The sequence below is a fragment of the Vibrio artabrorum genome, from assembly GCF_024347295.1.
Lineage (GTDB): Bacteria > Pseudomonadota > Gammaproteobacteria > Enterobacterales > Vibrionaceae > Vibrio > Vibrio artabrorum.
The window spans coordinates 1,429,453-1,444,554 of record NZ_AP025458.1 but is presented as its reverse complement, the minus strand read 5'-3'; the positions used below and the strand labels follow the sequence as shown (position 1 = coordinate 1,444,554).

The 15,102-nt window shown below is 43.8% G+C and carries 6 protein-coding genes; 4 read left to right on the top strand and 2 right to left on the bottom strand.

The window, feature by feature from the left end:
* Nucleotides 1-218 precede the first annotated feature (218 nt).
* Nucleotides 219-884, top strand: coding sequence for a Bax inhibitor-1/YccA family protein (locus OCU36_RS06500; protein ID WP_261839574.1), 666 nt, complete (start codon nt 219-221; stop codon nt 882-884).
* A 154-nt stretch (nt 885-1,038) separates the two neighbouring features.
* The gene (locus OCU36_RS06495; protein ID WP_261839573.1) at nt 1,039-1,368 is read left to right on the top strand and encodes a TusE/DsrC/DsvC family sulfur relay protein; all 330 of its coding nucleotides are present in this window, start codon (nt 1,039-1,041) and stop codon (nt 1,366-1,368) included.
* A 50-nt stretch (nt 1,369-1,418) separates the two neighbouring features.
* Here the strand turns inward: OCU36_RS06495 and yccX are convergent, their stop codons facing one another.
* On the bottom strand, nt 1,419-1,706 hold the full coding sequence (gene yccX, locus OCU36_RS06490) for an acylphosphatase (RefSeq protein WP_261839572.1): 288 nt from the start codon (nt 1,704-1,706) through the stop codon (nt 1,419-1,421).
* An 88-nt stretch (nt 1,707-1,794) separates the two neighbouring features.
* On the opposite strand from yccX, the gene OCU36_RS06485 reads away from it, so the two are divergent.
* Both OCU36_RS06485 and OCU36_RS06480 read left to right on the top strand, forming a co-directional pair.
* Nucleotides 1,795-3,198: a methyl-accepting chemotaxis protein gene (locus tag OCU36_RS06485; RefSeq protein WP_261839571.1), complete on the top strand. Its 1,404-nt coding sequence runs from the start codon at nt 1,795-1,797 to the stop codon at nt 3,196-3,198.
* A gap of 125 nt (nt 3,199-3,323) precedes the next feature.
* The gene (locus OCU36_RS06480) at nt 3,324-4,517 is read left to right on the top strand and encodes a class I SAM-dependent methyltransferase (protein WP_261839570.1); all 1,194 of its coding nucleotides are present in this window, start codon (nt 3,324-3,326) and stop codon (nt 4,515-4,517) included.
* 59 nt (nt 4,518-4,576) lie between these two features.
* Here OCU36_RS06480 and OCU36_RS06475 read toward each other — a convergent pair whose 3' ends face one another.
* A complete protein-coding gene (locus OCU36_RS06475; protein WP_261839569.1) occupies nt 4,577-14,824 on the bottom strand; it encodes a tandem-95 repeat protein in 10,248 nt (3,415 codons plus the stop codon).
* Between the last annotated feature and the right edge of the window lie 278 nt (nt 14,825-15,102).

Genomic DNA, 15,102 nt, shown 5'->3' with positions numbered 1-15,102 from the left:
CAGAGGCGGCTCCGGTCGCCTCTTCGTTATTAAAGCTTCTGAAAGTTGTAACCATGAAACATCATCAACAATTTGTTACATATTGAGAGATACTTAAACGGCTATTTTGATTATTATTTTAAGTATAGAAAAGGAATGAAAGACTTGATTTATGGAACTTCCAGTCCCATAAGTGTACTAACAACTATTACTATTGAAGTCACCTTACGAGGAAGATTATGAACAGCCCTATGTTTTCACGTACAGCATCTCAAGAAAGTGCTTTGCAAACCAACAAAGTATTGCGTAATACCTACGCTCTACTGTCGATGACACTCCTTTGGTCTGCTGTAGTAGCAGGCGTATCTATGGCGATGAACCTGCCTCGCCCGGGGCTAATTGTCATGCTGGTTGGTTTCTATGGCCTACTTTTCCTTACAGAAAAGAACCGTGACAACGGCATGGGTCTTGTATTTACGTTCTTATTTACAGGTTTCTTAGGCTACACCATCGGTCCAATTTTAAACATGTACGTTGGTGCCGGTATGGGTGATGTTATCCTAACTGCACTAGGCGGTACTGCGCTTGCATTTATGGCGGCGTCAGCTTATGCACTGACTACTAAACGCGACCTATCGTTCCTTAATGGTATGCTAATGGCTGGTTTCGTTGTGCTGCTAGTCGGTATGATTGCAAACATCTTCCTACAGATGCCTATACTGTCATTAGCAATGAGTGGTATGTTCATCCTGTTTTCAACAGGTGTTATCTTGCTAACAACGCAAAGCATCATCCGTGGTGGTGAAACAAACTACATCTCAGCAACGATCAGCTTGTATGTGTCAATCTACAATATCTTCATCAGCCTACTCAGTATCTTAGGTGTGATGAACAGTAACGACTAATTATCGTTCATTGAAAATCAAGCCCAAGAGTGTCTCTCTTGGGCTTTTTGTATCTATGGAAACAATATTTCGAGCGATAACGACATTATTTCTTGAGAAAGATAAACGTGGTCATGTACCCTATTTGCTGAGTTAAACTGATTCTGGACTAAACATGTTTGAATACAACGGTAAACAAATTGAAACCGACGCTCAAGGCTACCTATTGGACCACACGCAATGGGAAGAAGGTATGATTGAAATTTTAGCTCAAGACGAAGCGATTGAGCTGACGGATGCACACTTGGAAGTCGTGCATTTTGTAAGAAGCTTTTACGAAGAGTTCAACACCTCTCCAGCAGTTCGTATGCTCGTTAAAGCAATGGAAAAAGCGCACGGCCCAGAGAAAGGTAACAGTAAGTACCTGTTCAAATTATTCAAGAAAGGCCCCGCTAAACAAGCAACCAAGCTCGCAGGGTTGCCTAAACCAGCAAAATGCTTGTAAAGCTTAAACCGCTTTAGATTACTTTCAAGGTCAATACTGTAGTACGCTAACTACAGTATTTTAAACTCTCCCGAACTGAACATCTGCTCATTAGTGTCTTCAATTTCTCGCTTAATAACACGGTCGACTTTTGCACTTGCAGGGCCTATTTGTAACCAATCATACAACGTATTGATCTGCACGATATCTCCCACGGCTAACACTTCGACTCGCCCATCACTCAAATTCTTAGCATAACCCGATATACCCAAAGCTTGTGCCTGTTTGCGGGTGTGATATCGGAAACCAACACACTGAACTATGCCTGATACGACAAATATAAATCGTGAATTTCTCATAACGTTGCCTCATAAATTATATGAATGATATAGTCAGCTATCTATACATTTACCGCTTGTTTGTGGACTTACTTCGAGTATAACAATTATGAAAGAAATCCCATTTCGTTGGATTGATAAATATCTCATTCACCTAAAAATCCAAGAAAAGTTCTATCTACTCTTCTTATTACCGGTTGTCGCTTTGGTCATACTAACCCTCGTTTTAGATAGCGCTGCAGACGCATTACTCGTTCACCTTTACCAAGAAGAAGTAATATTAATTAAAGGACTTATCGAAGCCGGTCAGCTCACTCAAGAGCAAGTTGCTCAACTTGTTAGCCATTCTTCAACGATTTCTTTAGGTTATGGTGTTGGTTCAATACCAGTCATGAATGGCGCTTTCAGTTTAGTCGCAAATCCGGATCAGAACCTTTGGTCAGCGCTAACTACAACACACATTTCTATCATCGCCGTGACCCTATCACTTATTGCACTGGGCGTTTATTACATCATGACGTTCATAGGTGGAGCCATGTTCTCGATGAACAAAGCTTTGAACACCCTAGCGAATGGCGACTTAACTTGCCGAATGAACTATTTCCCAGTCCGTGATGAGTTCAGTGACATTGCAATTACTATCGATAAGGTCGCCAAACGCGAACAAAAGATGGTGTTATCTATCCAAGAATCTGTCGCTCTCATGCAGCAGATCAGTTCAGATTTAAACCAATCGACTCTGCAAAGCTCCGACATTTCCAGTAACCAGCAAGAGCATTTAAATAGCCTAGCAAGTGCTACGGAACAAATGGCCGCTACCATCCGGGAAGTCGCGACTCTTGCCCATGAGTCGAGCTCTCAAACGCTGGATGCTCGTGGTGTCGCACAAAATGGACAACTTAAGGTTTCTAATACTTTAGACTCTATCTCTAACCTATCTAACGAGATCCAATCAGCTTCGAAAGCGGTGGAAGAGCTTGATGCTAACGCTGCACAAATCGATGAAGTGGTCGCCACCATCAATAGTATTTCAGAACAGACCAACTTACTTGCATTGAACGCAGCGATTGAAGCCGCTCGTGCTGGTGAGCAAGGTCGAGGTTTTGCTGTTGTTGCGGACGAAGTTCGTGCCCTTGCCGGACGAACTCAACAAGCAACGGTTGAAATTCAAAGCATGATCGAATCCTTGCAGCGCAATAGTCAGTCACTGACAAAGTTGATGGATGTGACGGTCCATAACGCCAGTCAAGGCCAAACATTGATGTCTGAAGTCAATATTGAGATTGACTCTTTGGCTGAAAAGAATCAATCGATTGCAGATAGTAGTACTCAAATCGCAACGGCGGCTGAAGAGCAAGGTGTGGTCGCAGACAATATTGCACAAAGCGTGTCAGAGATTCGCCATCAATCTGACAGCATCTGTCAAATGATCAGCAAGAGTAACTCCAATGTTGATCAACTTCGTAAGCAGAGCGACACGATGGAAGGCCTACTAACTGGCCTCAAAGCATAACCATTAAACATCGGGACATTAAAATATTGATACTTGGGCTGCTTCTGTAGCCCTTTCTTATTTGCTTTTCAAATTCACTTCCCCGACAATACGTCTCCTGCAAATTTCAACCAACAGAGTAAATTATGACTCCTTCAATTCATCTAGCTAAAGGCCGAGATAAATCACTACGCCGCAAACACCCTTGGGTATTTTCACGCGGTATCGATAAGGTCGAAGGCGAACCAAAACAAGGTGAAACTGTAGACGTATATGCTCAAAATGGTCAATGGCTTGCGAAAGCAGCATACTCTCCGGCTTCTCAAATTCGTGCTCGTGTTTGGACATTTGAAAAAGAAGAAATTAATAAAGCATTTTTCATAAAAAGAATTAAAGATGCACAGTCACTGCGTGAAGATATCATTAAGCGTGATGGTCTAACGGGCTACCGGCTAACCGCAGCAGAGTCTGATGGCTTGCCGGGTATCACAATCGACAAATATCAAGACTTCCTTGTTTGCCAACTGCTGAGTGCAGGCGCTGAATTTAACAAAAGCATATTAGTAGAAGCGTTAATCGAGTGCTTCCCTGACTGCAACATCTACGAACGTTCAGACGTAGCGGTTCGTAAAAAAGAAGGCCTAGAACAGATTGTTGGCGTTCTTCACGGTGAAGAGCCACCGAAGTCAATTGTAATTGAAGAGAATGGCGTTAAAATCAGCGTGAACATTATGGAAGGCCATAAAACTGGCTTCTACATGGATCAGCGTGATAGCCGTAAAGAGTCAATGAAGTACGTTAAAGGCAAAGATGTCCTTAACTGTTTCTCATACACGGGGGGATTTGGCCTCTACGCACTTAAAGGCGACGCGAAGCGAGTGATCAACGCTGATGTATCTCAACTCGCTCTTGATACCGCAAAATTCAACGCTGAGCTTAACGAATTTGACATCTCGAAAAAACGCGCCGTGTTCCTAAATGCTGATGTCTTCAAGCTGCTTCGAGAGTACCGTGATCAAGGCACTAAGTTTGACGTAGTGATCATGGATCCACCAAAGTTTGTTTCAAGCAAGAATAACCTAACATCAGGCGCTAACGGCTACAAAGACGTGAACATGCTTGCGATGCAAATCCTGAAACCGGGTGGCACTCTCCTCACCTACTCTTGCTCTGGCTTAATGGGTACTGACTTATTCCAGAAAATTATCGCCGATGCGGCGCTCGATGCTGGCCGCACCGTTAAATTCGTTGAGCGCTTCGAGCAAGCTGCCGACCACCTGACAGATACCGCCTATCCCGAAGGTTTCTACCTGAAGGGCTTTGCTTGTAAAGTGATTTAAACTTGAGATTTTCTCACCAACAAACGTATTAAAAAGGGCCTTTCGGCCCTTTTCTGTTTTTAATCCGGCAAGTTGACAAAGAGTTGATTAACCAAATGACTCAGGTCACTACTCATTACACGACCATCACCTTGAACGTTCACAGAATCAAACTGATTACCCGTATTATCGAGAATGATCGTTTGCGTTTGACCATCACTATTGGCATCCTCAGAAATAGTAATAACCAAACCTTTGTCACCACCATTATCGACTTTTTCAATCGTGATATGCTCAAGAAGATCAGACATCGAATTTTCTGTCGGCAATAATTGAGAGATATCAAGATGATCTTCACCTAGAGCAAAGTCAGTAATTTTATCAACATCACCTTGGAATGGCTGATCGACCCATTGAAATAAGTCGGCACCATCATCTCCAACTAAAATGTCATCACCCAACCCACCAACAAGCGTATCGTTCCCCGAACCACCACGGACAGCATCATCCCCTGATCCACCGTTGAGAACATCATGGCCAGTACCACCAAAAATAAGATCGACCCCTTCCTCACCGTATACAGTGTCGTTACCACCACCACTTTGAACGATATCTACACCTGCGTTAGAATAACTTTCCAACTTGTGATGGTAATCTTCATCACCATAAGTCATATCATCAGCAGTAGTCGCTGTACTTCCGTTTATATCAGCATGAATAAGTCTATCTATCGCTGCGTTCTGGTTATCGAGATTAACATTCTGATCCATGCCTGGAACGATACTATCGCCCATATAAACCGTATCAGAACCAGCGCCCATATTGACACTGTCACCGCCAACACCCACATTGATAATCGCGCCGTCAAGCTCATCATAGCCTAACAGAGAGCTGGACTCTGTTTCCCAAGTATGTGCAGCCGACTGATTCCAAACCATATTGTTACCCGTTACTGTAACATGATCGATACCACTGGCAACCGCACCGATAATCGAGGTGGCGTTAATCGTAACCGTGCCTTGAGATAGACTGTCTTGTGGTTTCGAGTCAACAGCGGAATACTTAAAGTCATCTTGAATACCCACAACACCATTAACGTCAAACTCAATAGCGGAAACATTAAACCCTGCACCTTGCCCTGAGTTACTCGGGTTAACTACCGCCAGTCTAACTTCATCAAAGGTGACAGAATCCGAGCTAACATCAACACTTGCCGTATGAGCACTATGATTGACGTTTTCCAACGGTAATTCGATGGGGCCACCAACCTGTTGTCCGTTATCAAATAGATAGGCAACGAGCTTGGCTGTCGATTGTTGATTGTTGCCATTGCCATTGCCAAGTAAACCTTGCACGCTAGATAAATAAATCTCTGCTGAAGAAATATTCCCCCTATCTGAAGCAAAAGAAATGTACTCGCCGATGCCAGTTTCAGAGCCTGTTCCACTATCGTGGCTCGTGTGAACAAATACCCCTAACTGATTAGGGTTGTGGTCATATTTGATCGTTGCGTTTCCATCGGTGAACATTGAACCGTCAAACAAACCACCAGCAACGACCACACCATCTAGATCTAAGCGATCGACTCCTGGCTGATTGTTTTTCTGGTTTAACTCATTATCCACAACAAAATTAACGTCAGTAAAGTCACTGCCAATCTCGATATCATCGATATCGTTAGCCACGTAAATAACATTCGCGCTATCTAAAACAATTGTACCGACGGCTAGCGCATCACCAATAACCTCACCTTGTTCATTAACCTCATAGAGCTTGCCATACTCTGGCAACTCTTCAATTCGTACCGAAGTGTGCTTACTATCGGTACTGCTAGCATCATCTTCAGTATCGGTCGCATTTGGCGCGAAGTTAATACTTGCAACATTAGTATCCGAAGAAACTAAAAAGTCTTTTGCAATTGGATGCTCATTGGTACTATCCGGGCCTTGAGGGCGCTCAAGAACGGTAACATTAATTGTCGCTTCAGACGCATTAGCCAACTTGCCACCAAGATCACCGTGCTCTCCGTGAACATCATCATCCTTGTTGGTGTCCGTCTCTGTCGCCGTTGCGATGACCTTAATGTCAAAAGTGCTAGGGTCTAATACCTTGATCTGAAGTTCTGCTAGATCCCAACCAGTAACATCAATTCGGCCGGCCTCTGTGACGGTATACGTATGCGTTCCATCAACTAACAATGAACCAACAGGAAGGCCTTCCAACTCTACAGTAAGAGTCTCAGATCCGTCTGTCGCATCCACCAACGAAGAACTAATCTCGCTAAGTTTGATAAATGAATCTTCGTAACCATAGTTATCAACCGCAGTAAATTGAATATTATCAATTATTGCTCCTGTAGAGTCTGCTTCGTCTGCTTCTAATACAAGGCGGTATTTACCAGAATCTTCAACGGGTAACGTGAACGTTCCCTCTTGCCAACCACTACCTTGTCGCTCAGCGATAAAGTCATAAAGTGTTACTTTACTGCTCTCAATGGGATTACCAGAATCATCTAATTTAAAGAGCGATACCTCCATGTCGGAGTCTGAAGGATTAACATCGTCTCTCGCAGCAATATCGAATTTAAAATTGTAGAAGCGACCAGCGACAAGGTCCATATCGGTATAGAGAACTTTGTCTCCTACTTCGCCTTCAATCTCCATCACTTTATTGTCTGACGAGCCAGTTAAGTAAGTTCCTTCTGTACCCACTTCAACATGTTTACCGGAATTAGACGTGTTCCACTCGCCAATGGTCGATGTACCCTTGACGTTATTTATTTCAATGTCACTATCCCAAGAGCCTGACGTTATCTCTACATCTTCAAAATCGATCGCGGCTACTTTCTCAAAGTCACCGATAACCAGTGTAGGTTTGTCCGCATCAGGGTGAACATCAACGTGAATACGACCCGTTTCTACAGTCTGTTGATCAGCGTCTTTAGCTGTTACTGAAATCTCAAAGTTAACATCACTATGCTCTAACGCTTTCACTTTAACGGATGCAATATCATCAATACCAACAATAACAGTGCCACTGTTATCCACTGTAGACTCAACGCCACCAACGACGATAATTGCACCTTGTGGAATACCTGACAGCTCTATCGTGCTAACCGACGTTAAGGCGTCAGCAACACTCATATTTAGGTCTATAAACTGATCTTCTATACCGGCCACATTGCTGAACGATAATTCATCAGTACCGGTCACAGAAATTGACGCTGTAGCGGTTTCAGACTGGTTAACACCGTCAGAAACCGTTACCTCAACTAAGCGTGTTTCTTCATCAGGCGTATCGCTACTATTTACAAATCGAATCGACTTCAAGAACGCTTCAAACTCATGGGCAGAAACATCACCAGATGGATGACTAATAACGAGTGCGATTAAAGTCCCATTCACTGATTTCGAGACATTGAAGCCACTATTCTCAGGCCACGTTAAATTGTCACCCTCTTTAGCATTGATTAGCGTAACGTTCATCGATTTGATGATGTCTTTATCGTCAAAAACATCAGCGTTGATATCGGCGATAGCCGCGGCTTCGCCCTCAACGTATGCCGAGTTATCGTCAATGCCATCTGTATCAACCTTGCTGACTTTAATAACCAGATCGTTGAAGTCATTATCGTCGTTACCTTGGCCTTTTTGGTCATCAAAACTCAATACTAGATTGCCGTCACTATCAACCGAGGTTGAGATCTGATGCTCTTCGTCAGTCGATCTATAAACTGGAATACCCGATTGAACAACACCATCGACAACTAACTGACCTTGGTCATTGACTTTAAGGTCATCGAGTTTATCGCTATCAATCTTATTGAAGCCATTTGGAATTAAGAAGAACTCGAGGTTATCAATCGAAGCCAACGGGGAATCTAACAAAGTACCTGGAGAGAGACTTGGGTCGTTACTATTAGAAACCAGTACGTGAAGTGGCTTTTCACCCGAGTCGTCATTGATATAGTAACCAAAGACATTGCTGTAGCCAGCGCCTTCACTGACATACTCAATATCGTAGAGCGCCCCATTGAGGTCGACCATTGGTGCTTCGTTGTCGACAATTGTAGCAACACCCGTCACCGCGTCTTGCTGATGAGGAGCATTGCCTGAAATAGAGAACATCTCATTGTTATCGGAATGCGTATCTTGGTTAGTTGCAACTTCAACTGCAAATGAGTCATGCCCTTCAGGAACGCTAACGACAAACTTACCATTAATAACCTCGACAGTTTCGCTGTACTTATCAGCCCCTTGGCCAAACGTAACGACTACACGAGATCCATTAAAGTCACCCTCTGTGGGTTGACCATCTGCACTCACAGCAGAGCCATCATTTAGAGACATTTCAATTGTGGTTATCGATTCGCTGTGATTTGAAAGCTCTACAATAAACGTTCCAGACAGGCCTTCTTCAATTTCAATGTCGCTAATGCTTTGAACGATTGGACGATCATCATTGTTAACTTGTGGACCATCAGGGCCATCTGGATCAGAACCATCATCCAAAATAGTGACTTGATCTGAGTCAGAGCCATTTGATATATAACCAGACTCGTCAGTAACAACCAGGTTAAAGTCTTCACCCCCTTCAAATATAAGGTCATCTTTTGTTGCCACTTCAACAACAATCTCTGTTTCGCCACTAGGGATAGTAACCGTTGGTTTACCATCCTTAATCACGACATCAAGATCAACACGCTTTACCTCACCGGACAGTTGTGGCTGCAAATAGTACACCGTGTATAGCTCACCGATATCTTTGAAGTCCCTCGTTTCCGCAGAAGTGGCATTGCCAGTAAGAGAAATGGCTAGCGATACGTCGATATTCTCTGAAGACGGATTATTTAGACTGACTTCGAAGACTGCATTCGAGCCTTCAGCGACGTCGGCAACACCCTCAACCGTTAGCTCAATCGTATCAACGTTTTCGATGATGCCAGTGTCAGATACACCATCGACTGTTAAGCTGTAGCTTTCGTCAAGCTCATGGACGCCATCAACCAGCGTAGGGATAAGAACGGCGAAACCTTTAACGCCGACGGGGACAATCAGTTTGCCGCTTTGCTCGTCATAAGTAACACCATTTGTGAAACCAAGTTTGCTAAGGTCGAGATCTTTCTCATTACCAGAATCTTGTGCATCATCGGTATCTTTACCAAACCTTACATCGAGCTGAGTTTCAACAAGCGCACTCGAGTCTAGAGTTACTTTGAAGCCAAGGTCATCACCTTCAATGACTGAGTCTGCTAACAGGTCTACAGACGCTACACTAGCAGGAGTCGGCAGAGGGTTGACGATAACATTAACTTCAGCACTCGCTACTTGGCCATTATCATCAGTAATCTGATATTTAAACGTTGTTTCACCGACAAAATCATCGCCAGTTAAATCAAAGTATACGATGCCATCTTTAATGTACGCATTACCTTCCGTTTCACCGTATACATAGGTAATACGTAGATTGTCACCATCGGAATCGATATCATTATTAAGAAGCTCGGAACCGATAAGACCAGCAAGCTTCGATGTCGGAATCTCAAGAATGCCGCCTTGATTAACGGCATATGCGCCTTCACTAGAGGCTTTAAAACCCGTAAGGAAATAATCTGACGCATCATTATCATGCGTTGCTTGGTTAGAATACTCAGTTGCTTCAAATACCACAGTATCAAACGCGATTGGAGTACCATCTGGACCAAGCGGTGTTATTTCGTAAGTACCTTTATTGTTACCGTCTTCAGCAATAAACGTATCACCCGCAACCGCTACACCATTGAGGTACGCAACCCAGCTACCTTGTTCATGGTTATCAGTGAAATTACCGTCATTACCTTCGTTTTTAAACAGGTTAGATACTGAGAAGGTAAATTGAGTCGCCGGGTTGTCTAAGTGGATTTCAAACTTCTCAGACTGCTGTTCGGCACGATCATATTCGATCTGAGCGCCCAATCCACCGACTTGACCGGCAACACCAATCTTAATACCGCTGTGTGCAAAGTCTCTATCTTGGCCATTGAAGCTAGCATTTAGCTCAGCGCCTTCAACCGACCATGGAGAGTCATTGTCTTCACTGAATTCACCCAGTTTAACTTCGAAGCTTTGCGGGTCGTTATTCGCTGTCAGGTCGCCAGACTTATCAATAGTAACCGTCTTAATGTCACTTTCGTTACCATCACTGTCTACCGCTTTATATTCAAATGAATCTGACGCCTTAGTTTCAAGAGAAGTCAGTTCCCAGTTGCCAGGGCCTTGTGTACTTGCTTCAACTGAAACTATCTCAGCACCTTCAGGTGCAACAATCGTGACATTTTGATTATTATGAGTGTCGTCATAAAGGAAGGTTTTTTCTTCTGTGATGCCATCACCATAATCAAAGGTAACGGTAATCTCAGCTCTTGATTGAATACTATCATCAGCATTTGGGGCGAACCAACCGCCTAAACCACTTAGGCCAACCGTTACTGAGTCTGCTGGACGAGAAGAAAAATCAATCTTGATCGCCTCGTCTTGGTGAATACCGCGGTTCGTCGATGCAATACCGAAACCCATGTGGCCTTGCTGACTGTTGTTTTGTACTAACGGCTTAGCATCAAGGTTATTTCGACCTTCAGAAGTAATAGTGACCACATCACCATTGTCAAACTTTAGTTCGCGAGTATACGCATCGACTTCATCCCCCCAGTTATGGAACTCTGCAGTGCTATGGGGCCCCTTATCTAATGTGGATGTGTCATCAACACCTAAGAAGAACCCTGTTGACTCTTGGTCATCTTCATAAACGATACGGTTAGGATCATCATACTTCTCTCCAATGATGACTTCAGTCTTAACGTTATTTTCATTGACGTAATAGAGAGTACCGGAGTCAGGCAACTCTGTGATGATCACGCCAAGTTGAATATTGGCTCGATCGTCTTCTTTGTCACTGATTTGATCGCTGGATTCATCGCTAGAATCGAACAGGATGCTCGACTTACCCTGAGCATCGAGCGAGACACTAAAGTCCTCAGCTTGAGGCTTATTATCTGATTCATCGTCAGCTTCATTGAGAGTCACACTTATGGTGCCAACCGTAGGTTCACCCTTACCGTCAGTACCTGTCGCTGTCACTTTAATTAAGTGAGAGTTACCCGAGCTCTCATAGTCGTTAGTAAAAGCGACGGCACCTTCTTCAGTCAGGCTAATCTCACCGGTATGAGGATCAACCTGATACAACGGCTTATCTTCAATATATAGATTGTCACCTTGTTCAATTGAGTAAGTGATATTACTTCCATCTTTATCCGTCGCAGTAACAGTACCTATGGTCACGTTAGGCGCGAGGTTCTCTTGGTAGTTGAACATAACGTTGTCTGAATCAAACTTAGTATCCTCATCATTCAAGTTATCTTCTGTTAGCTTCACCGTTGTATCAACACTATCCGTCCCATCACTGACCGTCACAACGAGGTTATGGATATTAGACTTAATATCAAAATCATTCGCTAACGACGCGACACCAGCACTGGTCAATGTAATGCGTCCTTGGTTATCGATCTCAAACCAACCTTGTTCGTTACCAGACTGGAAACTAAATGAAAGCTCGCTCTGAGTATTATCGATATCTTCCGCAGCTACCGTGCCAATAACGGTAGAGTCATCAATACCTTCATCATAACCAAACTCATAGCCACCGTTAGTCCCATTTTCATTCATGAACTCTGGGGCATCGTTAACGGGTTTAACGTTGATAGTCACGACGGCTTGCTCCGTACCACCATGGCCATCGGTTACTTGATACGTAAAAGTAGCCTCGCCGTTGTAGTCTTGAGACGGCATGAATGTGATTGTCTTGTCGTTATAATCAACGGAAAGCGTACCGTTAGTCACTGAAGTGATTGAACCCTCGACTATCGAAAGCTCATCACCATCAACGTCAGTATCGTTCGCCAACAGCTCAGCAAAAGAAATCGTGATCGGTTGGTCTTCTTCAGTAACAAGTTGGGGTTGGGTGACACCTGTTACTGTAATGTTATCTAACAGTGCGCCATAACTGTCTGAAGCCCCAGCACCGGCAAACGTGAGATCAGTCATATCCTCATGAACTTCAAACTCCGCCGTGATGCGATACCAACCATTGACATCAGGTTGACCAATTTGAACATTAAGCCCATCAGCACCCGACAGCGTCCCATCTGCGTGAACGGTAACCAAGGTATCACCGACTTTAAAGGTCATATCTGAAGATGAATTACCATCTCTACGAGGGTTGTAGTCAAAATCAACGCGCATGCTATCTTGACCAGATGTATCAATACTTGTTGTGATCGCTGTATTTTGATAAGCATCAAGCTCAGCGATATATTCGCCGTCGGAGGCCTTATTGACCACACTTTCATGTTGAATTTCTAGACCCTGAGTTGCACTCCAGTCGTCAAGCTGATCACCGCTAATCACCGTCCAGCGACCAGTACTTGTCATGTTTTCAAACGACTCAGAGAAAAGCAGCGTCTCACTATAAGCTTGGTACGTATCATCAATTGCCACGGGACCATCGTTAGTACCGTTAATGGTGATGGTTACCGTCTCGGTTACTGATCCATTGGTATTACCATCATCAACGGTCACATCAAACTTCAAAGTGATACTTTCACCTTCAGCCAAGAAGTTGATATCACTGTTTGCAACGTCATAGGTCCATTTACCGTCTGCCAACGCGAAGCCGTCTGCCAATTTACTTGCCTGTTCGGACGTTAATACCCCGCCCGTCCAACTTGCTAAACCCTTTTCTGTAAACGTCACTTGCGGTGTGTCATTCGTGTCAACATCACTGAATGTTAACGTACCTGATGTGCTCAATGTATTGGTGTCTGACAAGTCAGTGTCTTCTTTCACACTGCCGGTGTTAACCATATCGACCACTGGTGTGTCGTTAGTACCGTTAATGGTGATGGTTACCGTCTCGGTTACTGATCCATTGGTATTACCATCATCAACGGTCACATCAAACTTCAAAGTGATGCTTTCACCTTCAGCCAAAAAATTGATATCACTGTTTGCAACGTCATAGGTCCATTTACCGTCTACCAACGCGAAGCCGTCTGCCAATTTACTTGCCTGTTCGGACGTTAATACCCCGCCCGTCCAACTTGCTAAACCCTTTTCTGTAAACGTCACTTGCGGTGTGTCATTCGTGTCAACATCACTGAACGTTAACGCACCTGATGTGCTCAATGTATTGGTGTCTGACAAGTCAGTGTCTTCTTTCACACTGCCGGTGTTAACCATATCGACCACTGGTGTGTCATTAGTACCAGTAACGGTAATGGTCAATAGAGTGGTATCGGTCGCACCTAGATCGTCTGTAACGGATACGGGGACTTGGATAACAATGCGCTCTCCTTCAGCCAAGCGCTCGTAAGAAGACGCGTCGAAAGTATATGTACCATCTAGATTGAGTTCTAAACCATCAACATCAGAATCCGTGGTAAAAGCCAGTAACTCACCTTCAGGAAGATCAACATCTGTCGCACTAAGCGATCCGGTAATAACCTGCCCTTCAAATAACGAATCCTCTTTTGGTTCAGCCACTGGTGCATCATTCACAGGCGTTACGCCAATGTTAACCGTAACCGTGTCAGTACCACCTTCTCCGTCAGAGACAACAACCGTAAAGCTGTCATCACCGTTATAGTTCTCATTGGGGGTGTAAGTCCAATCACCGTTTTCATCGACGACGACAGTACCATTTAAAGGATCGGTCGCTTTTGCGAAAGATAGGGAATCACCATCTTGGTCTAAAGCTGACAAGGTGCCATTGACTCGAGTGTCTTCATTTGTGGAGAAGGAGATCGTATCTTCAACAGATACATTATTGTTATCGACAAAGTTAGGAGATTGATTGAACGAACGGAAAGCATCAAGAAGGCTAAGACTTTGAGTTCGAGACATACCTAGCGCTTCAAATCCTGTGGTGATGAATTCAGTACCCGGGATAGTTTCTTCACCATTTCGCTCGATAGTTCCACTTGTACTCAAGCTAGAACCATTTTGACCAGCAGCGGTAGCGAACTCTTCACTTAACACCGTTGGATCTTGGCCTTCTTCTAATGCGGTAAAGATATTCGCGATATCTTGGTCAAGTTCAACTTCTCCACCGTCTTCTGGTGAAAAGCGGGTCGCCGAAAGCTGAGGAGTATCGGGGTCACTTGACGATTCAAGGACAACATCCCCGGCTTGCAGTGGTTGTTCTTCATCTAAGACTTTAATCGTACCATCTACCGAGAGAACAATGCGCTGGCCAAGTGCCAATGCACCACCCAAATTCAATGTTGTCATATCCATATAAACCTCTAAAACCCATGTTGGTAAGCCACGTCAAAATAGTGACATTGTTTCCATAATATTAGCCAAAATATAACACTCAAGGTTACATAATGCATAGCTATGAAAAAAATAGTTAACAAAGATTAATACATTTTGATGACAACGGTCGCATCTGACGACATTACACCCACCGCAATCAACCGCTTAAGTTATTGTATTTCTAAAAATAATAAAGCCAACATCAGAAATATCACTTTAAAACACAACGCAAATCGCACGGTAAATAACTAACAAAA